At 71.0% G+C, this 20,083-nt stretch carries 17 protein-coding genes; 7 read left to right on the top strand and 10 right to left on the bottom strand.

Annotated elements, in window-relative coordinates; translation table 11 throughout:
• From ACTHNQ_RS00205 to ACTHNQ_RS00190, 4 genes are all read right to left on the bottom strand, one after another.
• A partial coding sequence (locus ACTHNQ_RS00205) for a PTS transporter subunit EIIC (protein ID WP_440330433.1) occupies positions 1-627 on the bottom strand: 627 nt, incomplete at its 3' end.
• A gap of 54 nt (positions 628-681) precedes the next feature.
• Entirely contained in the window at positions 682-2,337 is a 1,656-nt protein-coding gene (gene ptsP / locus ACTHNQ_RS00200; RefSeq protein ID WP_440330432.1) for a phosphoenolpyruvate--protein phosphotransferase, read from the bottom strand.
• 2 nt (positions 2,338-2,339) lie between these two features.
• Entirely contained in the window at positions 2,340-2,618 is a 279-nt protein-coding gene (locus ACTHNQ_RS00195; protein ID WP_440330431.1) for an HPr family phosphocarrier protein, read from the bottom strand.
• A gap of 54 nt (positions 2,619-2,672) precedes the next feature.
• On the bottom strand, positions 2,673-3,026 hold the full coding sequence (locus ACTHNQ_RS00190) for a PTS sugar transporter subunit IIB (protein ID WP_440330430.1): 354 nt from the start codon (positions 3,024-3,026) through the stop codon (positions 2,673-2,675).
• 186 nt (positions 3,027-3,212) lie between these two features.
• Between ACTHNQ_RS00190 and ACTHNQ_RS00185 the strand changes: the two genes are divergently transcribed.
• Positions 3,213-5,087, top strand: a complete 1,875-nt coding sequence (locus ACTHNQ_RS00185) for a BglG family transcription antiterminator (protein ID WP_440330435.1) — start codon at positions 3,213-3,215, stop codon at positions 5,085-5,087.
• A 244-nt stretch (positions 5,088-5,331) separates the two neighbouring features.
• On the opposite strand, the gene ACTHNQ_RS00180 is transcribed toward ACTHNQ_RS00185, so the two are convergent.
• Both ACTHNQ_RS00180 and ACTHNQ_RS00175 read right to left on the bottom strand, forming a co-directional pair.
• Positions 5,332-6,285, bottom strand: a complete 954-nt coding sequence (locus ACTHNQ_RS00180) for a type IV toxin-antitoxin system AbiEi family antitoxin domain-containing protein (RefSeq protein WP_440330429.1) — start codon at positions 6,283-6,285, stop codon at positions 5,332-5,334.
• A gap of 210 nt (positions 6,286-6,495) precedes the next feature.
• Positions 6,496-7,080, bottom strand: a complete 585-nt coding sequence (locus tag ACTHNQ_RS00175; RefSeq protein ID WP_440330428.1) for a GNAT family N-acetyltransferase — start codon at positions 7,078-7,080, stop codon at positions 6,496-6,498.
• A gap of 209 nt (positions 7,081-7,289) precedes the next feature.
• Between ACTHNQ_RS00175 and ACTHNQ_RS00170 the strand changes: the two genes are divergently transcribed.
• The 6 genes from ACTHNQ_RS00170 to ACTHNQ_RS00145 all read left to right on the top strand — a co-directional run bounded on the left by ACTHNQ_RS00170 (position 7,290) and on the right by ACTHNQ_RS00145 (position 13,549).
• Positions 7,290-8,873, top strand: coding sequence for an ABC transporter substrate-binding protein (locus ACTHNQ_RS00170; protein WP_440330427.1), 1,584 nt, complete (start codon positions 7,290-7,292; stop codon positions 8,871-8,873).
• A 71-nt stretch (positions 8,874-8,944) separates the two neighbouring features.
• The gene (locus ACTHNQ_RS00165; protein ID WP_440330426.1) at positions 8,945-9,904 is read left to right on the top strand and encodes an ABC transporter permease; all 960 of its coding nucleotides are present in this window, start codon (positions 8,945-8,947) and stop codon (positions 9,902-9,904) included.
• On the top strand, positions 9,901-10,767 hold the full coding sequence (locus tag ACTHNQ_RS00160; RefSeq protein ID WP_440330425.1) for an ABC transporter permease: 867 nt from the start codon (positions 9,901-9,903) through the stop codon (positions 10,765-10,767). Before ACTHNQ_RS00165 ends, ACTHNQ_RS00160 begins: the two co-directional genes overlap by 4 nt.
• Entirely contained in the window at positions 10,767-11,606 is an 840-nt protein-coding gene (locus tag ACTHNQ_RS00155; protein ID WP_440330424.1) for an ABC transporter ATP-binding protein, read from the top strand. Before ACTHNQ_RS00160 ends, ACTHNQ_RS00155 begins: the two co-directional genes overlap by 1 nt.
• Positions 11,603-12,508: an ATP-binding cassette domain-containing protein gene (locus ACTHNQ_RS00150; RefSeq protein ID WP_440330423.1), complete on the top strand. Its 906-nt coding sequence runs from the start codon at positions 11,603-11,605 to the stop codon at positions 12,506-12,508. The genes ACTHNQ_RS00155 and ACTHNQ_RS00150 overlap by 4 nt, the downstream gene beginning before the upstream one ends.
• A gap of 156 nt (positions 12,509-12,664) precedes the next feature.
• Positions 12,665-13,549: a patatin-like phospholipase family protein gene (locus ACTHNQ_RS00145; protein ID WP_440330422.1), complete on the top strand. Its 885-nt coding sequence runs from the start codon at positions 12,665-12,667 to the stop codon at positions 13,547-13,549.
• A 55-nt stretch (positions 13,550-13,604) separates the two neighbouring features.
• Here the strand turns inward: ACTHNQ_RS00145 and ACTHNQ_RS00140 are convergent, their stop codons facing one another.
• The 4 genes from ACTHNQ_RS00140 to ACTHNQ_RS00125 form a co-directional block, all read right to left on the bottom strand.
• Positions 13,605-14,651, bottom strand: coding sequence for a LacI family DNA-binding transcriptional regulator (locus ACTHNQ_RS00140; protein WP_440330421.1), 1,047 nt, complete (start codon positions 14,649-14,651; stop codon positions 13,605-13,607).
• 91 nt (positions 14,652-14,742) lie between these two features.
• Complete coding sequence (locus tag ACTHNQ_RS00135; RefSeq protein WP_440330420.1) at positions 14,743-16,902, bottom strand: alpha/beta hydrolase-fold protein; 2,160 nt, start codon at positions 16,900-16,902, stop codon at positions 14,743-14,745.
• A gap of 280 nt (positions 16,903-17,182) precedes the next feature.
• Positions 17,183-19,120, bottom strand: coding sequence for a phospho-sugar mutase (locus ACTHNQ_RS00130; protein WP_440330434.1), 1,938 nt, complete (start codon positions 19,118-19,120; stop codon positions 17,183-17,185).
• Positions 19,121-19,185: 65 nt separating this feature from the next.
• Complete coding sequence (locus ACTHNQ_RS00125; protein ID WP_440330419.1) at positions 19,186-20,019, bottom strand: purine-nucleoside phosphorylase; 834 nt, start codon at positions 20,017-20,019, stop codon at positions 19,186-19,188.
• Between the last annotated feature and the right edge of the window lie 64 nt (positions 20,020-20,083).

The following is a 20,083-nucleotide window of genomic DNA, read 5'->3' as shown; positions in this document are numbered from 1 at the left end:
GATCAGGATGCTCGTGAGAGGCAGCAGGTTCGTCTCGACCAGCCAGTGCACCGCGTTGCCGAGGGCCTGCATGATGCCGTTGACCACCCAGGCGATCGGGTAGAAGCCGACGATGGCCATGACGAAGCCCCAGATGCCGGCCGAGAACATGTTGACGAGCATCTCGAAGCCCGCCTTGATCTTCCCTTCCCACAGGCTGTCGAGCCACTTCATCGTGTACGCCGCCAGCGGCGCCATGATCATCGCGCCGATGAACATGTGCACCTGGCCGAGCGGCGCGTCGCCCTCCGGCAGCGTCGCGTTGAAGTTCGCGACGAGCAGGTCCGAGCCGGCGATCGCGCCCATCGTGCCGATCGTGGCGACGACGCCGCCGCGCACCCCGTAGACGATGTTGCCGCCCGTGTAGGCGATGATCAGCGGCAGCAGGTAGTGGATGAACGGCCCGACGATCGTGGCGAGGTCGGCGTTGGGCGTCCAGCCGACATCGATGAAGAACGCGGTGAAGATGCCCCACGCGATGAGCGCGGGGATGTTCGGCATGATCATGCCGGAGAGGAACGTGCCGAAGCGCTGGACTCCGACTCGCGCCTTGCTGGTTCCTGACGCAGGAACTGACGCCGTTGTCATTGGGATCTCCTTGTTCTCGGGTGACCGCGCGGGTGGACCGCGCGGCGGTGGGGCCTAGCCTCGTGCCGCCTCTTGGGCGGCGGCGCGAGCGGATGCCGCGTCGGACGCGGCGAGGGCGGCCGAGGCGATGGTGCGTGCCTGGTCGAGGGTGTGCTGCAGCAGGGTGGCTCGCACGTCGGCGAGCGCGGTCGGAGCCATCGACAGCGAGGTGGCCCCCAGGCCGACCAGCACGACGGCCAGGAGCGGGTCGGCCGCCGCCTCGCCGCAGATGCCGACGGGCTTGCCGTTGGCGCGGCCGGCGTCGCCGACCTCGCGGATGAGCCGCAGCACCGCGGGGTGCCACGGGTCCTGGAACGACGCCACCGAGCCGAGCAGCCGGTCGGCGGCCATCGTGTACTGGGTGAGGTCGTTCGTGCCGATCGACGCGAAGTCGGCGTGCGCGAGCACGCGGTCGGCCAGCAGCGCCGACGAGGGCACCTCGACCATGACGCCGGCGGTCTTGATGCCGTAGTCGCGGGCGAGGTCGACGAAGTACCGCGTCTCTTCGACCGTGGCGACCATGGGCGCCATGACCCACAGGTCGGCATCGGTGGCGGCATCCGCCTCGGCGAGAGCCGTCAGCTGCTCGCGCAGGATGTCTTCGCTCGCCCGGAGGGCGCGGATGCCGCGCAGGCCGAGCGCCGGGTTCTCCTCATGGGCGTCGTTGAGGAACGCCAGCGGCTTGTCGGCGCCGGCGTCGAGCACGCGCACGACCACCTTCTTGCCGGGGAACGCAGCGAGGAGCTTCGTGTAGGCCTCGCGCTGCTGCTCGACGGTGGGCGCCTGGCTGGAGCTGAGGAACAGGAACTCGGTGCGGAACAGTCCGACGCCCTCGGCCCCCAGCGCGACCGCCTCGGCGGCGCCGTCGGCGTTGCCGAGGTTGGCGAGCAGCGGCACCGCCGTGCCGTCGGCGAGCGCGCCGTCGGTGATGGGGGCGGATGCCGCTGCCGCCCGGTCGGCGGCACGGTGGCCGGCGCGCTGGAGCTCGTCGGCGGTGGGGTCGGTGGTCACGACGCCGGCTGCGGCATCCACGATCACCGTCTCGCCGTCGCGGAGGCCCGTGGCCTCGACCGCGCCGACGACGGCCACGATGGACTTCTCGCGCGCGAGGATCGCGGTGTGCGACGTCGGGCCGCCCTCGGTGGTCACCAGCGCGAGCACCTTCTCGAGGTCGAGGAGCGCGGTGTCGGCAGGCGCGAGGTCCTTCGCGACGAGGACGAACGGATGCCCCGGGTCGGGCACGCCCGGCGCCGGCACGCCCCGCAGCCGGGCGATCACGCGCTGCGCGACATCGTCGAGGTCGGCGGCGCGCTCGCCGAGGTACCCGCCGAGCGCGGTGAGCTGGTCGCGGAACGACGCGAACGCGTCGAAGACGGCGAACTCGCCGGTGCGGCCCTGCGCGATCCGCGCGTTGACCTCGTCGGCGAGGCTCGGGTCCTCGGCCATCATCGCCTGCGCCTCGAGCACCTCCTGCGCCGCGCCGCCGGCCTGCGCGCCGCGGGACTCCAGCTCGCGGGCGACGGCCGCGACGGCCTCGGCGACGCGCGCCTTCTCCTCGTCCGCGGTCAGTGTGCTCGGCGCGTCGGACGGCGCCGGAGCCGGCTCCGCCATGCGCGCGACGGGCCCCTGGGCGACGCCCAGGCCGATTCCCACCCCTCGAAGCTCGGTCATGTTCACGCCTCCGCGTCGTGGTCGGTGGTCAGCAGCTCGGTGAGGGTGTCGAGCAGAGCCTCGGCACCGTCGCCCTCCGTCGTCAGAGTGACGTAGTCGCCCTTCTCGACGCCGAGCGCGATGACACCGAGGATGCTCGCGGCGTTCACCGGGCTCGCCGCCCCCTTGGCGATGGTCACCGGCAGGCCGGAGTCCTTCGCCGCCTGGGCGAACAGCTTCGCGGGACGGGCGTGCAGCCCGTGCGCGGATCCGATCCGGACGGTGCGGGAGACGGGTGGCATGTGCGGCGACCTCTCTGTCTTCTCTGTGACTCGGTGCTTCGGGCGTTCGGTGGTTCAGGTATCGGTGGCGGCGGTCTCGCCCGCGGCCGGAAGCGGCCCCCCGGGGCTCCCGACCGCGGCGCGGACGAGCGCAAGCGTCCGCGTGCCGTCCCGGTCGGTGAAGATGTCGGGCGGCAGCAGCACCACCGTCGTGCCCCGGGAGGAGGCATCCCGTTCGATGCGCTCCAGCGCGTGAACCAGATGCGGACCCACCAGGACCACGTCAGCGGAATCGAGGTCGATCGGCAACGACGCCTCGGTTCCGGCGAAGGCGGCGAAGTCCAGACCCTGCGCGTGGGCTGCGTGACGCACGCGCTGTGCGACGAAGGTGCTCGAGGCACCCGCTCCGCAGACCACCAGGATCCTCATCGATCCGCCTCCTTCTGAGCCATTCTTGTGAAAGCGCTGGGAGTCGACAACCAGTCCTTCTTCCGCGGGGGCGGAAACGCGGGATGCCGGAACCGGCCCGGCGTCGCGGGCTCGTGGTTGACTGGGCAGGTGACCCGGGCCCGCCAAGATCGTGTGCTCGGACTGCTCGCGCGCGAGGGCGACTGGATGACGGCATCCGCTCTCGCTGACGCCCTCGGGGTGACGCCCCGCAGCATCCGCTCGTACGTCACGGCCGTCAACGCGCGGGTCCCCGGCGGCACCGCGATCGAGTCCGGGCCGCAGGGGTATCGCGCGGGGGCCGACGCGGCGGCCGCGCTGCGGGTCGAGGCCGACGCCGGGACGCCGCGCGACCGGCTCCACACCGTCGTGCGCGCGCTGCTGGACGCCCCCGACGGCATCGACGTGTTCGAGACCGCCGACGCGCTGCACGTGTCGCCCGCCACGCTCGACGCGGATCTCGCCCGTGTGCGCGGGCTGCTCGGCGGCACCGAGCTCACCCTCGAGCGCTCCGCCTCGCGCGCGCGGCTGCGCGGCACCGAAGGCGCCCAGCGGAGGCTGCTGTCCAAGCTCGCGCACGACGAGATGGATGCCGGATCCTTCGACCTCTCGGCCCTCCGTCGCACGCTCGGCGAGAGGTCGGTGGGCGCGCAGGCGTTCGGCCCGTTCAAGACCGAGCTCGTCGCGCGCCTGGGGGACCTCGGCTGGTTCGTCAACGAGTTCGGCATCGCCGACGTCGTGATGCACATCGCCATCGCCGCCGACCGCGTCGCGCAGGACCGTCCGCTCGACGCCGCAGAGCCCGTCGACGCGGGGGAGCGGCCCACCCAGACCCAGGTCGCCGAGATCATCGCCGAGCTGTCGGAGCGCCACCTCGGCGTGCGGCTCGGCAGCACCGACCTGCAGCACCTCGCCACGCTCGTGCTGACGCGGGTGGTCGCCCCTGATCGCGGCGCTGCGGCATCCGCTCTTCCCGGGCTCGATCCATCTGTCGAGGCGGCGGTGCGCGAAGTGGTCACCGCAGCGGCCGAGGAGTTCCTCGTCGACATCGCGCACGACGACTTCGTCGCCCGCCTCGCCCTGCACGTGCAGAACCTGATGCACCGCGCGCGCGAGCAGGCGTGGTCGCGCAACCCGCTCACACGCTCGCTCAAGTCGACGTACCCGATGATCTTCGAAGTCGCCGTGTTCATCGCCAGCCGCCTGCAGCAGCGGCTCGGCATCCCGCTGCCCGACGACGAGATCGCCTACATCGCGATGCACGTCGGCGGCCGCCTCGAACGCAGCCGCCGGGCCGACCAGCTGCTCACGGCCACCATCGTGTGCCCCGGCTACTACGACCTGCACGAGCTGCTGCGCTCGAGCGTCGACCGTTCGCTCGGGCAGGCGATCGAGGTCGTCGGCGTCGAGACCCGCGTCGATCCCGACTGGGCGTCGATCGACACCGATCTCGTGCTCACCACGATCGACCCGCTCACCCCGGCCGACCGGATCGTGCGCATCCAGCCGTTCCTGACCGACTCCGACGTCGAGCGCGTGCAGGCGGCCGCCGGCCGCATCCGCCGCTCGCGCCGCCTCGCGCGTCTGCGCGCCGAGCTGGAGCGGTACTTCGAGCCGTCCGCGTTCCTGCGCGGGCCGGGCTTCGGTGCCGGCGGCGAGGAGGACGTGATCCGGCGCCTGGGCGCCATGCTGCGTGAGCGCGGGGTGATCGACGAGGCGTACATCGACCGCACCATCGAGCGCGAGCGGCTGTCGTCCACGGCGTTCACGGATGCCCTGGCCGTGCCCCATGCGCTGGAGATGACGGCATCCCGCACCGCGATCGCGATCGGCATCGCCGACCCGTCGATCCCGTGGGGCGACGGCCGCGTGCAGGTGGTGGCGCTCGTGGCGTTCTCGGAGTCGGACCGCGAGGCGTTCCAGACGGTGTTCGAGCAGTTCGTCGAGGTGTTCAGCGAGCGCGACAGCGTGCAGCGCATCGTGCGCCGCGGCACCGACTTCAACGCCTTCCTCGACGAGCTGGTCGCCGTCATCGACGGCTGACCCGTTGTCCTGCGGGTTTGGGGCGCGCTTGGTGCGTTTGGGGCGTGCAATGTGCGCCCCGAACGCACGGGATGCGCCCCGAACCGGGGAAGGAGTGGATGCTGGAGGCCCTGCCTGCGCGTCGACCGGGGTGGGCGGCATCCTGGTCCCGTCGTCCCGGTTTGGGGCGCGAAGCGATCGTTCGGGGCATGAGGTGTGCGCCCCGGACCCACGGGATGCGCCCCGAACCGGGAAACGCCCGTCGTCAACGCGGCGCGACGATGCCGAACGCTGCGAGGCGGTTACCGAGGTCGATGGTCGTGCCGATGTGCGGCCAACCCCACCGCGCGAATGGCCGCTGTGTGGTGCCGCGGATCCAGTCCTCGCGGCGCTTCTCATCGTCGAAGATCTGCGCACCGGAGCGGCCGTCGACGATCCTGCCGCCGATGTACTTGATGGCGCCGTCGAACTCGCCCCACGCCTGGGCGTCTTCGAGCCCGAAATCGACGTAGTACATCGTCATGCCCGGACCAGGTATGGGCGTCTGAAGCTCCGGTGAGCGGAACCCGAGCTGGCGCAGGCGGACGCGGCTCACGCTCTCGCCGGGCAGCTGGGCGCGGCCGTCAGCGAAGGCCAGCACGCGTTTCGCCCGCGACTGGCCGTGCGCGGACCGCCGGACGATTCCGAACACCGTCTGCCGGAACTCCTCGGCTCCATCGGCGTCGTACACGCCCGGCCCCGGCACGAATTGTGCGCGCAGTGCTGCGTCGGCGATCACCACGGCTTGCTCGAACGTTGCGGTGCGAGCCACATCTGCAACCGTCCGGGCGAGAGAGGTGACTCGAAGGCCCCCGACCTCGACGACCTCGTCATCTGGCAGATCGCCGCGATGGCGGACGACGGCGGATGCCGCGCCCGGCCGCTCGACCGGCGCGATGATGTGGACCCGAGCCTCATCCGGGCGGAAGAGCCCGAGGCCATGCGCGGCGGCGGCCGACTCGTGCGACACGACTGGTGGGAGTGCGGATGTGAGGGCCAGCGCTCGGGATCGCGCCACGATCCGGGCCTCCGGAGCGGCCGCTTCCCACGCAGCCCCGTCGGCGTAGACCCCGCTTCGGACGCGGACGAGCGTGCCCGCGCGAACAGCAGTGGCGAGTCGGCGGGTGGATCCGCCTCCGGCCAGCAGGTACTCGCGTCGGTGCAGGGTCAGCGGGGTCACACGTCGAGTGTGTGCGGCTGCGTAGCTCCCCGGGAACACGAGGACGAATCTGTGGAGAACCGACGCCTGTGGAGGAAGCCATGCACTGCCGGAGCCGGAGTCCGCGGCATCCTTTGACACTGCGGTTTGGGGCGCGTTCCGTCCATTTGGGGCGCGCATTTCGCGCCCCAAATGCACGAAACACGCCCCAAACCCGGAATGACGGTCGGGTCAGCCGCGCGCCAGGCGCTCCTGCAGGCCGAGGCGCACTGCCGGCCACTCGTGGGGCAGGATCGAGAACACGACGGTGTCGCGCAGCGAGCCGTCCGGGCCGAGGCGGTTGTTGCGCAGCACGCCGTCCTGCTTGGCGCCGAGGCGGGCGATCGCGGCGCGCGACTGACGGTTGTGCCAGTGCGTGCGGAACTCCACGGCGATCGCGTCGCAGGCGTCGAACGCGTGGCCGATGAGCAGCAGCTTGGACGCCGTGTTGACGAACGTGCGCTGCGCCTCGACGCCGATCCACGTGTAGCCGATCTCGACGTGACGGTTGGGCTGGTCCACGTTGCAGTACGTCGTCGTGCCGATCACGCGGCCGGTGTCGAGCCGTCGGACGGCGAACGGGTTCATGACTCCCTGGTCGCGCAGCGCAAGACGCTGGGCGATGTCGGCGGCCACGCCCTCGGCACGCGGGACGGACGTGTACCACGTGTGCTCGAGGCCGACGGTCGCGGCGGCGAGATCCTCCGCGTGATCGGGAGAGAGCGGTTCGAGCCGCACGTACGCGTTCTCGAGGGTCACGGGGGCGGTGAGGAGCATCCTCCGAGCGTACGGCCGCGGGTGCGGGTTCCCCGACGGGATGCGCAGGGTGTGAACCCGGCACCCTCGCGCATGGAGGATCTGCACGCGCGGTCCGCGTCACACTTCGCAATTCTTCGCCCCTCCGGGGCCTCGCTCGCCGTCGCCCGCCTAGGCTCGAGGACGGCGTCCATTCGGGCGCATGCACAGCGAAGAGGATCCCGAAACCCATGAAGACCCCGCAGCTCATGAAGACGAGACGGCGAGTGATCGCGCCCATCGCCCTGGCGCTGGCCGCGACCCTCGGACTGGCCGCCTGCGCCCAGGGCGGCGCGGACCCCGAGTCGACCTCCGCCGAGAAGACCGGCGAGTTCACGTACGCGATCGCGAGCGACCCGTCGTCGCTGAACCCGATCAACGTCAGCGACCGCTGGGGCCTCACCGCCACGAACATCGTCTACTCGCCGCTGGCCCGCGTCGAGGGCGACGGCACCGTCGTCAACGAGCTCGCGGAGTCCATCGAGCCCGCCGACGACGGCCTGTCGGTCACCGTCACGCTCAAGGACGGCCTGAAGTGGTCCGACGGCGAGCCCCTCACGGCCGATGACGTCGTCTTCACCTACACGAACAAGGCCAAGCGTGAGAACGGCAACGCCGACCTGCTCTACGTCGGCGACCAGCCGATCACGGCCGAGGCGACCGACGACCGCACCGTCGTGTTCCACCTGCCGAGCGTCAGCGCGGCAGCCCTCAGCAACATCGCCACTGAGACCTACATCATCCCGAAGCACGTGTACGGCGACGTCACCGACTTCTCGGTCACCGAGCTCGACCCGCTCGCGGTGGGCTCGGGTCCCTACAAGCTGACGGACTATGAGCGCGGCCAGTACCTCACGTTCGAGGCGAACGAGAACTACTACGGACCGAAGCCGAAGATCCAGAAGCTCACGCTGCGCATCGTCGCGGACGCCAACTCGACCAAGACGGCGCTGCAGACCGGCGAGGTCGACGCGTCGTTCGCGACGCCCGACCAGATCACCGAGCTCGAGGGTGCGGGGCTGAACGTCTACCCGTACGCCGAGGGCCGCGTGGCCTACCTGGGCCTCAACGCCGCGAAGCTCACCGACCCGAAGGTGCGCCAGGCGATCTTCTTCGCTCTGAGCCGCGACGACATCAACACGGCCGCGTTCCTCAGCGAGGACTACTACCAGAACGCCTACACGATCCTGCCGCCGAGCAACGCCTTCGCGACCGATGACGTCGAGAAGTACGAGCAGGATGCTGACAAGTCGGCCGCTCTCCTCAAGGAGGCGGGCGTCTCGGGCCTGTCGTTCACGCTGGCGTACGCCGGGGCCGACCCGACGCAGAAGACCGAGGCGACCCTGATCCAGGAGCAGCTGGGCAAGGCCGGCATCACGGTCGAGCTCGCGGGCGTCGAGCCCGCGGCCGTCTACGACGAGATCGAGAAGGGAGCAGACTCGCAGTACGACGCGTTCCTCGGCGGCTACATCATGGGCCAGGACCCCGACGCGTACAGCGCGCTCTACCGCACCGGCGCTTCGGCCAACTACTTCTCGTACTCGAACCCGGCCACCGACGCGCTGTTCGACCAGGGCGCCGCAGAGCTCGACCCCGACGCCCGCAAGGCGATCTACGCCGACCTGCAGGCGCAGATCGCGGATGACGCGGTCATCTTCCCCTTCGCCGACAACCTGAAGATCCTCGCGGTCAACCCGCGGATCGGCGGCGTCGAGGACGCGAAGCTCGTCCCGATCTACACTCTGGAGAACTTCGGTCTTCTCACCGAGAAGTAACGAATGAATGGATGCCGGCGGCCGGGGTACGGCCGCCGGCATCCATTCGTCGTCCGCCGGAAGGGAGAACGATGGCGGTCTACATCCTGCGCCGCCTGCTGCAGGTCGTCCCGATGCTGCTGCTGGTGACGTTCGTGGTGTTCCTGCTCGTGCACGCGGCGCCGTACGACGTCGTGGACTCGATCACGACGCCGCAGATGTCGGATGAGACGGTCGCGGCGATCCGGGAGCGGTACGGGCTCGACCAGCCGCTGCTCGTGCAATATGGCCTGTGGCTCGGCCGGGTGCTGCAGGGCGACCTCGGCTATTCGCTCGCCAGCCGCCATTCGATCGCCGAAGAGCTCGCCGTCCGCATCCCGAACACGATCGTCCTGGTGGCTCCCGCGTACCTCGTCGCTCTCATCCTCGCCGTCGTGCTGGGGCTGCTGGCCGGCTCGCGCCGCGGCAAGCCGGTCGACAAGGTCATCGACGGCCTGGCGGGCATCGGCATCGCGACGCCGTCGTTCTGGTTCGCGCTGCTGGTCATCTACGTCTTCGGGTACACCCTGCGGTGGTTCCCGATCATCGGCATGCACTCGGTGGGCAAGCAGGGTGATCCGCTGGACTTCCTGGCCCACTTCGTGATGCCGTTCCTGGTGCTGGTGGTCGCGTTCTTCCCCGAGCTTGCGCGGTATGTGCGCTCGGCCACGATCACGCAGCTGTCGCAGGACTACGTGCTGGTGCAGCGCGGCTTCGGCGCGACCGGCGGGCAGATCCTGTCGCGTCACGTCAGCCGCAACGTCATGCTGCCGATCATCACCCAACTGGGCCTGGCCCTCCCGATCCTCGTGACCGGCGCGATCGTCACCGAGTCGATCTTCGGGTGGCCCGGAGTCGGCCCGTACTTCCTGACGGCGACGCGCAGCCTCGACTACCCGGTGATCCTCGCGGTGCTGCTGCTGTCGGCGGTGCTGGTCATCGTCGGCAACCTGATCGCCGACATCCTGTACGTCCTCGTGGATCCCCGCATCCGGATCGGAGCGGGCTCATGACCCAGGTCCCCGAGGTGGCGTCCACGCTCGACGCCAGCACGCTGATCCACCGCACCCGCTCGTTCCGGTCGGTGTCCGCGATCCTCGCGATCGCCTTCCTCGTGGTGATCGCCGGCGTCTCTCTGCTGGCGCCCCTGCTACCGCTCGACCCGACCTCGACGGACCTCGCCGCCCGCTGGCAGCCCCCGAGCGCCGAGCACTGGTTCGGCACCGACGAGCTCGGCCGCGACTACTTCTCACGTGTCGTGTACGGCGGACGCATCTCGCTGACCGTCGGCGTCCTCGCGATGATCGCCGCGACGGCGATCGGTGTCGTCGTCGGCCTCGTCGCCGGCTATGCCGGCGGCCGCCTCGACGACCTGCTGATGCGGTTCGTCGACTTCCTGTCGTCGATCCCGTGGATGGTGCTCGTCATCGTCGTGAGCGTGTTCCTCAAGCCCGGCCTTTGGACGATCATCTTCGTGATCGGCGTGTTCTCGTGGATGGCGACGGCGCGCCTCGTGCGCGCCGAGACGCTCTCGCTGCGCGAGCGGCCGTACGTCGGCTACGCCCGCTACATCGGCGTGCGTCGCACCCTCGTCGTCACCCGCCACGTGCTGCCCGACGCGGCACCGACGATCATCGTGGCGGCCACGGCGAGCATCTCGAACGCCATTCTCACCGAGTCGGCGCTGAGCTTCCTCGGCCTCGGCATCCAGCCCCCGATGGCCTCGTGGGGCAGCCTGCTCGAGACCGCGCAGGGCAGCCTCCAGGTGGCGCCGTACCTGGCCCTCATCCCCGGCATCCTGATCCTCCTCACGGTGCTGTCGTTCAACGTGCTGGGCGACGCGCTGCGGCAGTCGGTCAGCGAAGGAGGTGCGTGATGGCGACTGCCACGACGCGCGAAGATGTGCTGCTCGAAGTCGAGGGGCTGACGGTCGACCTCCCGGGCCGCACCGGCGGGCGCGTGCGGGTGCTCGAGGACGTGTCGTTCCAGGTGCCGCGCGGCCGCGTCGTGGGCATCGTGGGGGAGTCCGGCTCCGGCAAGACGATGCTGCTGCGTTCGCTGCTGGACCTGCTGCCGGCCGGCGCCGACCGATCGTGGGATCGTGTCGTGCTCGACGGCACCGACATCACCTCTGAGCTGCCACGCCGCCGGTTGCCCGCCGCGATGGTGTTCCAGGACCCGATGACCTCGTTCAATCCGCTGGTGCGCATCGGCGGGCACCTCACCGAGGTCGCCCAGCGGTTCCAGCGGGTCGGACGCCGCGAGGCGACTGCGCTGGCCCGTGACGCCCTCGTCGCCGTGCGCATCCCCGACCCCGACCGCGTGCTGTCGCGCTACCCGCACGAGCTGTCGGGCGGCATGCGCCAGCGCGCCATGATCGCGATGGCGCTGCTGGCGCAGCCCGAGCTGCTGCTCGCCGACGAGCCGACGACGGCGCTCGACGCGACGATCCAGGCGCAGATCCTCGCCCTGCTGCGGACGCTCCAGGCCGAGCGCGCGCTCACCGTCCTCATCGTGACGCACGACCTGGGCGTCGTGGCGGCGGTCTGTGACGACGTGCTCGTGATGAAGGATGGCGGCATCGTCGAGACCGGCCCGGTCGACCGGGTGTTCGCCGAGCCGCAGCATCCCTATACGAAGATGCTCCTCGCCGCCGCGCCGGTCGCCCCCGACGCCCCCGAGCCGCGCGAGGCACCCGAGGAGGGGAAGGCATGAGCGTGCAGACCGATGAGCTGGTGCGCGTCGACGGGCTCGTGAAGACCTTCCCGCTGCGCAATGCCTGGGGCCGCAAGACAGGCACCGTGCAGGCGGTCGACGGCATCGACCTGACGATCCGCCGCGGCGAGACGCTCGCGCTGGTGGGCGAGTCGGGCAGCGGCAAGTCGACGCTCGGGCGCTGCATCCTGCAGATGGAGGAGCCCACCGCCGGCACCGTCACCTACGACGGCGTCGACCTCACGGCGCTGTCGCGCGCCGAGCGTGCGGCGCACCACCGGTCGATGCAGGTCATCTTCCAGGACCCCTTCTCCTCCCTGAACCCGCATCGCACCGCCCTGCAGAACGTCCTCGAGCCGCTCACCGCGCTCACCCCCGGTGACGGCGTGCGCGAGCGCGCGCTCGAGGCGCTCGCCGCGGTGGGGATCGAAGGGGATGCCGTCCACCGGCGACCGCGCGCGTTCTCGGGCGGGCAGCGCCAGCGCATCGTCATCGCGCGGGCCATCGCCGTGCGCCCCGGCTTCATCGTCTGCGACGAGCCCCTGTCGGCACTGGACATGTCGATCCAGGCGCAGGTCACTGATCTGCTGCTGCAGCTGCAGCGCGACCTGGACCTGACGTACCTGTTCATCACGCACGACCTGTCGGTGGTGCGCGAGATCGCGACGCGCACGGCGGTGATGAACAGGGGACGCATCGTGGAGCTCGGCCCGACCGCCGGCGTGTTCGCGTCGCCTCAGCACGCGTACACGCGGCACCTGCTCGACGCGGCGCTCACAGCCGACCCGGAGCAGGCGCGTGCGCGGCTCGCCCGCATCTCGGCGCGACCCGAGCCCGTGGGAGCGGAGCCCGACGGCGCAACGCTGGTGGAGGTGTCGCCCGGGCACGTCGTGCTCCGCTGAGGCGACATGCTAACGTCGACGCGATCGTGGTTCGACGACAGGAGGTGACACCCATGAACGCAACATCCGTAGCGGGTGCTCCCCGCTGTTCACGATCGCGCGGCTGACGTCATCGCCGCCGGGAGCACCGCTCGCGCATCGCGAAAGGCGACTCCCATGGACACTTCTTCGTCTCCCTCCCGTGCCCTCGTCCTCGGCGGCGGGGGCTCCTCCGGCAACGCCTGGGTGATCGGCATCGTCGCGGGCCTCTTCGAGGCCGGCCTCGACGTCTCGACCGCCGATGTCCTCATCGGCACCTCGTCCGGCGCCACCACCGCGGTGCAGGTGGCCCGCGTCCCTCCGTCCGAGCTGTACACGGCGACGATCGCGCCGCTGCCTTCTGGGGCCGGTCGTCCCGCGGGCCCCGCGTCGGCGCGCCCTGTCGCCGACCATCTGGAGCGCACCGCCCGGATCATCGCCGACGCGACGGACCCGGACGACCTTCGCCGAAGGCTGGGCGCATCGTCGCTCGAGCTGGCGGCTGCGGATCCGGACTGGCACGCGCGATGGCGTCGCATCGTCGCCGGCCGCCTGCCCGATGCGCGCTGGCCCGGCCGTGCCGTGCGGATCACCGCGGTGGACGCCCGCACCGGCGAGGGGGTGGTGTTCGACCGCGAGAGCGGGGTGGAACTCGTGGATGCCGTCGCCGCGAGCACCTCGTCGGGCCCCGCGTACCCGATCGGGGATGCGTGGTACGTCGACGGCGGCTACCGGTCCAACGCCGAGAACGCGGACCTCGCCGCCGGGTTCGACCGGGTCCTGGTGCTCTCTCCGTATGGCGGCCGCACCCGCACCCCGCAAGACTGGCGGCTCGACGCCTGGACCCAGGTGGGGGCGCTCCGCGCCGCAGGAAGCCGGGCGGAGCTGATCGGGCCGCCCGCGGGGGAGGACGAGCTGTTCGGCGTGCGGGGTATGGATCCCGCCCTGCGCCGTCCCGCGGCGGAGGTCGGCCACGCGCAGGGGCTCGCGCTCGCAGCGGGGCTCGCCGAGCTCTGGAGCTGACACGCAGGGCGACGGGATGCCGCGGCCCGCGGCATCCCGTCGCCGGAGGCTTCCGCTACGCGCGGGTGGACTGCCGCTCGACGAGCTCGAAGTCGACGACGACCCGGCGCGGGGGAGGCTGGTCAGCTCGGGGGACGCCGTCGATCCGCAGCCGTATGCGTTCCTCCAGGAGGGCGACAGCCTTCGCGGCGATCTCATCCCGCCCGGGATCGATCGTCGTCAGGGGCGGACGCGAGTACTGGGTCTCTTCGATGTTGTCGAACCCGATCAGCAGCACGTCGTCGGGGACGCGCAGACCGCGGTCGCCGAGGGCCGCGAGCGCGCCGAGGGCGAGCGTGTCGGTGAAGGCGACGACGGCGTCCGGAACGACGCCGCGGTTCAGGATCTCTGCCATCGTTGCCGCACCGGTGGAGTGGTAGTAGTCGCGCACCCCGATGACGGCGCGCGGGTCGAGCTCCAGGCCGTGGGCCGCCAGCGCCGCCCGGAAGCCCTGCATGCGCAAGGTCCCGCTGCTGGACGACGGGTCGTCCTTCGCGCCGAGGGGGACGATGTTCCGCGCCCCGAGGGCGATCACGTGCTCGGTCGCCGCGCGCGCTCCTTCGACATTCTGCATCGTGACGTGGTCGACGCCTGCGCCGAACACGCGCTCGCCGAGCAGCACGAGGGGGAAGTCGACCTCGAACAGCGGCAGATCCTCCTGCCCCAGGGCGAGGGGGGAGTAGATGACCCCGTCCACCATCGTGCGGTAGCCGCCGTCCAGCACGCGCAGCTCGCGGTCGCGCTCGTCGTTGGTCTGCTGGATGAAGACCGTGAGGCCGATCTTCGCGGCCTCGCGCATGACGGCGTCGGCCAGCTCCGCGAAGTAGACCCCGCGCACGGCGGGGAGCACCAGCGCGATGACGCCCGTGCGTCCGCGGCTGAGGTTCCGGGCCGAGACGTTGACGTGATAGTCCAGCGTTCGGATGGCCTCGTCGACGCGCTCGCGGGTCTCGGGCCGGATGTACGGGTACCCGTTGAGGACGTTCGAGACGGTCTTGATCGACACGCCCGCGAGTTGCGCGACGTCGCGGATCGTCGCCGACCCGCTCGTCTTGCGTGCCACCGGCGCCCTCCTCCCACAGGTCAGTGGTCAGCGTACAGGTGGGGGACCGACGACTCGGCCCCCCACCTGCTGCTGCTGCGACTGTCGGCGGTCAGAAGAGCCGCGGCAGGAAGTCCGACAGTCCCTGCCACCACACGTCGAAGCCGTGCGGACCGGGGACGACGGTCTTCACCGTCGGGATGCCGTTCGCCGTCAGATTCGCCTCGACCCCGTTGATCGCCGACACGGCGCCGGTGTCGACATCGCCCGCGAACAGGGTGACCGACTTGGTCGTGGCGATGACCGTCTGCCCCGCCGGAGTGGACGGGTCGAGGCTGGCGGCGGTGAACGGCGGCGAGAACATGCCGAAGTACGCGAAGTTCCCCGGGTGGTTCAGCATGGTGCCGTTCGTGAGGAAGCCGCCCCACGACAGGCCCGCCATCGCACGCTGCGAGGGATCGTCCGAGATGTTGTACTGCGAGCTCACCAACGGCATCACGTTGCCGGACAGGTCGCTCCAGATGTCGAACGGAGCTCCCGTATAGCCCGGCATGACCACGACCATGGGCCTGATCTCGCCCCGCGCGTACAGGTTGTCGAGGATCTGGGCCGCCCGGCCGATCTCGGTCCAGCTCGCGTAGTTCTGACCGAAGCCGTGGTACAGGTACAGGACCGGGTAGGCCTCGGGGCGGTTCGGGTCGTAGTCCACCGGCGTCCACACCTTCAGCTTCGAGGCCCCGAACGCGCCGGTGTAGCTCAGCGTCGTGACGGCGCCGGTCTGGTCGGCGGGCAGGTCGGCCAGCAGCGGTGTGCGCTCGCCGCCCGGGACGAACAGCTGGCTCTCCATGTTCACGACGTTCGTGGTGTCGGCCGGATCGTGGAAGCCCACGCCGTTCACCTCGTAGCGCCAGTAGTAGTACCCGTCGATGGGGCCGATCGTGGTGCGCCACCGGTCGCCGACCTTCGTCAGTGGGATGCGGAACCACTGGCCGTTGGGCGCCCAGTCGCCCCACAGCACGACGTCCTTGGCGTCGGCCCACTGCGTGCCGGTCTCGAACGTGACCATGCCGTCGGCGTCGATGTGCGGCGTGGTGATGCTGCCCGTTGCCGGCGGCGTGTACGGCGCCGTCTGCGCAAGGTGACCGTTGCTCGGACCGTGGTCCTTGACGCTCGGCTGGAACGCGCGAGCGGCGAAGTCCCTGAGGTTCTCGCGCCAGGTGTCCCAGACGCCTCCGTTCTCGGGGTGGACGCCGTCGAACTCGAGCCGCACGCCCGCCTGCTGGAGCGCCTGGATGGCGTCGTAGGTGCCGTTGTAGTGCGGGTCCAGCGTGTTGCCGACGTAGAACCGCAGCAGATCCGTCTTCGCGTTGATCTTGCGTGCCTGTGCCGCCGAGACTTCCGTGGTGTCGGAGAGGTAGCCCGACAGCGAGCCGACCGCCCCGAACACGCCCGGCTCGCTCGCCGCGAGCGCCAGCGCCTGCGACGCGCCGCGGCCGATGCCGGCGATGCCCGTCTGCTTGACCTTGCTCGACACGTTGTACGCCGCGCGCACCGCGGGCGCGATGCCGTCGAGCAGTTCGGAGCGGAAGTCGGCGTCGCCGGCGTCGGCCATCACGACGATCATCGAGGCGAGGTCGCCGTCGACCGCGAGGTTGTCGAGGATCTGGCCGGCGCGGCCCAGCTCGAGCCATTCGCGGGACGACTGCCCTTCATCGGCCAGCAGGTAGAGCACCGGGAGCGCCTTCGACGCCTTGGTGGTGTAGCCCGGCGGAGTCCACACCTCCACCGAGCTCTGCGCGCCCGAGACGGGGGAGGTGTAGGCGAGTTCAGTGAGCGCGCCGCCCCCGGCGGCGACGTCGTCCATCCACGCGACTTCGGGTCCCGGGACGAACAGCGTGTTCCAGTCGGGATGCGACGTGACGTCGAGGGGACGGTCGGGGTTGCGGAACACCACCTTCGAGCGATCGGGCATCGTCGACACGTACTGGTAGTAGTACAGCCCGGGCTCGAGAGGACCGATGTTGGCCCGGCAGTCGGAGGCGCTCGCGTCCATGCCGACGGCTGCCCACGTCCCGGACGGTCCGATGTTGCCCTCGAGTTCGGTACCGGCTCCCGTGGAGTTGCCGCAGGCGTGGGACGGCACGTCCGCCTTGGGGACGGTGAAGTAGTGGTAGATCCCGCTCTGGGATTCCCAGGGGTCTTCCACGGCCGCGGCCGCGGAGGACGCGGACGCGATCACGATCGATGAGACGACGGCGAGGCCGACGGCCACCCGTGCCCGACTCGCACGATGCGTGCGAGTCCGGAGGTCATTCCTCATTGAACAGCCCTTCTTGTCCGGCGCAGTCGCGCTGCGCGCACTGGTCCCGGGGACGCCGGGGGTCGCCGCGCGGAGGCCCATCCGGGTAGTACACCGGTGTAGTGCCCGAGACTCTACACCGGTGTAGAACGTGCTGACAATGGTCGGACCCGGTGCGGCAGAGGCCCCGGACGAGAAGACGAGGGGGATGCCGCGGCCCGCGGCATCCCCCTCGTCTTCGGCTGTCGCGCGATCAGCCGCCGTAGTCGGCGAGCAGTGCGCGGGCGCCGTCCGCGAGCGCCGCGATCCGCGTCGCCGCGTCCTCGCGCGAGTCGCCGCGCACGTCGAGATACAGCTTGAGCTTCGGCTCGGTGCCGCTCGGCCGCACGATCACCCGCGACCCGTCGGCCAGCCACAGCCGCAGCACGTCGCCGGGCGGCAGATCGCCGAAGCCGTCCTTGAGATCGTCGATGCGATCGACCGCGACGCCGGCGATGGATTCGGGATGCCGCTCTCGCAGCGCCGCCATGATCCGCCCGATCTGCGACACGTCGTCGACGCGGATCGACACCTGGTCGCTTGCGAACGCGCCGAACAGCTCGTCGAACTCGGCGAGCAGGTCGCTCAGCGACGCGCCGCGGCCGCGGGCCTCGCCCACCATGCCGAGGATCGCGACGGCGGCCGAGATGCCGTCCTTGTCGCGCACCGTGCCGGGGTTCACGAGGTAGCCCAGCGCCTCTTCGAAGCCGAACACGATGCCCGGGGCCCGCGAGATCCACTTGAAGCCGGTGAGCGTCGCATGGAACCCGAGGCCGTAGTGCTCCGCCACCGTCTGCAGACCGGGCGACGAGACCAGCGAGCAGGCCAGCGACGCGCCCGACGTGTCGCCCGACTCGGCGACGAGCCGTGCGGCGCGCCAGCCGAGCAGCAGACCGATCTCGTTGCCGGTGAGCCGGCGCCAGCCGCCCTCGGCGTGCTCGTCGGGGATGGCGACCGCGAGCCGGTCGGCGTCGGGGTCGTTCGCGATGACGAGCTCGGCCCCCGCCTCCCGTGCGGCCTCGAACGAGAGGTCCATGGCGCCGGGCTCTTCCGGATTGGGGAACGCGACTGTCGGGAAGGCGCCGTCGGGCTCGAGCTGCGCCGCGACCGGCACCGGCACGGGGTAGCCCGCCGAGGCCAGGATGCGCGAGAAGGTCTCCCAGCCGACCCCGTGCATCGCCGTGTACACCCAGGTGAGGCCCCGGGCGCCCTCCGGTGCGGGTGCGACGGCCGCGGTCGCGGCGACGTAGGCGTCGACCACCTCTTCGGTCGCGGTCTCGAACCCCAGGGAGCGGGGGATCGTGCCGATGTCCCCGCCCGCGGCGACGCGGTCGATGTGCGCGGCGATCTCGCCGTCCGCCGGCGGCACGATCTGCGACCCCTCGTCGGAGCCGCCGAGGTAGACCTTGTACCCGTTGTCGTCGGGCGGGTTGTGGCTCGCCGTCACCATGACGCCGGCCGCAGCACCGAAATGGCGCACGGCGAACGCCAGGACGGGCGTCGGGAGCAGGCGGGGGAGCAGGATCGCCCGCAGGCCAGCGCCCGCGAAGATCTCGGCGGAGTCGCGCGCGAACACGTCGGAATTGCGGCGTCCGTCATAGCCGATCACGACGATCGGCGCGTCGTCGAGGATGCCGGGCACCTCTGGACCCTCGGCGGCCAGGGCGTCCTCGGACGGGGCTTCGGTGAGCTCCGGTGCTGTCGGCTCCGAGGGCGATCCCGCAGACTCGGAGGATGCCGCATCCGGCACGGCCTCTTCCGCGGCTCCGTCGGACGAAGGAGCCTCGGGCGCGCCGGCATCGGCCGTGTCGGTGTCGGCCGCGTCGGCCTCTGCCTCGTCGATCCCGGCCGCGTGCTCTTCGTCGCTCTCGGCGAGGGTCGGCGCCGCCGCGGAAGCGGTCGCGCCCACCGGGTCGAGGCCGGCCTGCTCCCGCACATACGCGGCCAGACCGGCCGCTGCCTGCGCGACGAGGACGCGGTTCATGCGGTTGGTGCCGGCACCGAGCGCGCCCCGCAGTCCGGCGGTGCCGAACGCCAGGCGTGTCGAGAACCGGTCCGCGAGTTCGGCCTCGGCCGTCGCATCGCCCGACTCCGCAGCCTCGATCAGCGCCCGCAGCTCGGCACGCGTCTCGCCGTCCGGGTCCTGCGCCAGCCAAGCCTGTGCCCGCTGGAGCACGCTGTCTTCGCCGGCGCCATTGCCGGCGGCATCCTGCTCGCTCACATCGCGCCGATCACTCGGGCCAGCAGCGATGAGATCACGGGCTCGGCGTCGCGGCCGGCCTCGATGACCTCCTGGTGGCTGAGGGGTGTGGTCTGGATGCCGGCGGCCATGTTCGTGATGAGCGAGAAGCCGAGGATCTCCATGCCGGCCTGACGGGCGGCGATCGCCTCGAGCGCCGTCGACATGCCGACGATGTGGCCGCCGACGATCTTCGCCATCTGCACCTCGGCGGGCGTCTCGTACTGCGGTCCGCGGAACTGGCAGTAGACGCCCTCGTCGAGGCTCGGGTCGATCGAGCGGGCGAGGTCGCGCAGACGCAGCGAGTACAGATCCGTGAGGTCGATGAACGTGGCGCCCTCCAGCGGCGAGTCGCCCGTGAGGTTGATGTGGTCGCTGATGAGCACCGGGCGACCCGGGGTCCAGGTGTGCTTGATGCCTCCGGCACCGTTGGTGAGCACCATCGTGCGCGCTCCGGTCGCCGCGGCGGTGCGGACGCTGTGGACGACGCGTCGCACGCCGTGACCCTCGTAGTAGTGGGTGCGGGCGCCGATGACGAGCACGCGGCGCCCCTTGGGGGTGACGACGCTGCGCAGCGTGCCGACATGCCCCGAGAGCGCCGGCGCGCTGAAGCCCGTCACCTGCGTCGCGGGGAACGTCGCGGTCGTCTCGCCGAGCAGCTCGGCCGCCTTGCCCCAGCCGCTGCCGAGGGTGAGCGCGATGTCGTGACGTTCGACGCCGGTGATGCGGGCGATGTCCTCCGCGGCGGCGGCGGCGACCGCGAACGGGTCGGCGGCGGGGTCGTCGAGAGGATTGCCGTAGGTGTCTGACATGGGGACCACTTTAGGAAGCGGGAGCCCCGAGAGCCAGAACAGACCCGGGCCGCGCGCGCCGGGA

It is taken from the genome of Microbacterium sp., assembly GCF_051953575.1.
Taxonomy (GTDB): Bacteria; Actinomycetota; Actinomycetes; order Actinomycetales; family Microbacteriaceae; genus Microbacterium.
This window is presented reverse-complemented; position numbering and strand designations above follow the sequence as displayed.

Coding starts and splice junctions, on each gene's coding strand:
- ACTHNQ_RS00175 (WP_440330428.1), bottom strand. CDS start 7,080: ATGCTCCTCACCGCCCCCGTGACCCTCGAGAACGCGTACGTGCGGCTC.
- ACTHNQ_RS00160 (WP_440330425.1), top strand. CDS start 9,901: ATGACCCAGGTCCCCGAGGTGGCGTCCACGCTCGACGCCAGCACGCTG.
- ACTHNQ_RS00125 (WP_440330419.1), bottom strand. CDS start 20,019: ATGTCAGACACCTACGGCAATCCTCTCGACGACCCCGCCGCCGACCCG.
- ACTHNQ_RS00155 (WP_440330424.1), top strand. CDS start 10,767: ATGGCGACTGCCACGACGCGCGAAGATGTGCTGCTCGAAGTCGAGGGG.
- ptsP (WP_440330432.1), bottom strand. CDS start 2,337: ATGACCGAGCTTCGAGGGGTGGGAATCGGCCTGGGCGTCGCCCAGGGG.
- ACTHNQ_RS00190 (WP_440330430.1), bottom strand. CDS start 3,026: ATGAGGATCCTGGTGGTCTGCGGAGCGGGTGCCTCGAGCACCTTCGTC.
- ACTHNQ_RS00185 (WP_440330435.1), top strand. CDS start 3,213: ATGACGGCATCCGCTCTCGCTGACGCCCTCGGGGTGACGCCCCGCAGC.
- ACTHNQ_RS00145 (WP_440330422.1), top strand. CDS start 12,665: ATGGACACTTCTTCGTCTCCCTCCCGTGCCCTCGTCCTCGGCGGCGGG.
- ACTHNQ_RS00165 (WP_440330426.1), top strand. CDS start 8,945: ATGGCGGTCTACATCCTGCGCCGCCTGCTGCAGGTCGTCCCGATGCTG.
- ACTHNQ_RS00150 (WP_440330423.1), top strand. CDS start 11,603: ATGAGCGTGCAGACCGATGAGCTGGTGCGCGTCGACGGGCTCGTGAAG.
- ACTHNQ_RS00170 (WP_440330427.1), top strand. CDS start 7,290: ATGAAGACCCCGCAGCTCATGAAGACGAGACGGCGAGTGATCGCGCCC.
- ACTHNQ_RS00195 (WP_440330431.1), bottom strand. CDS start 2,618: ATGCCACCCGTCTCCCGCACCGTCCGGATCGGATCCGCGCACGGGCTG.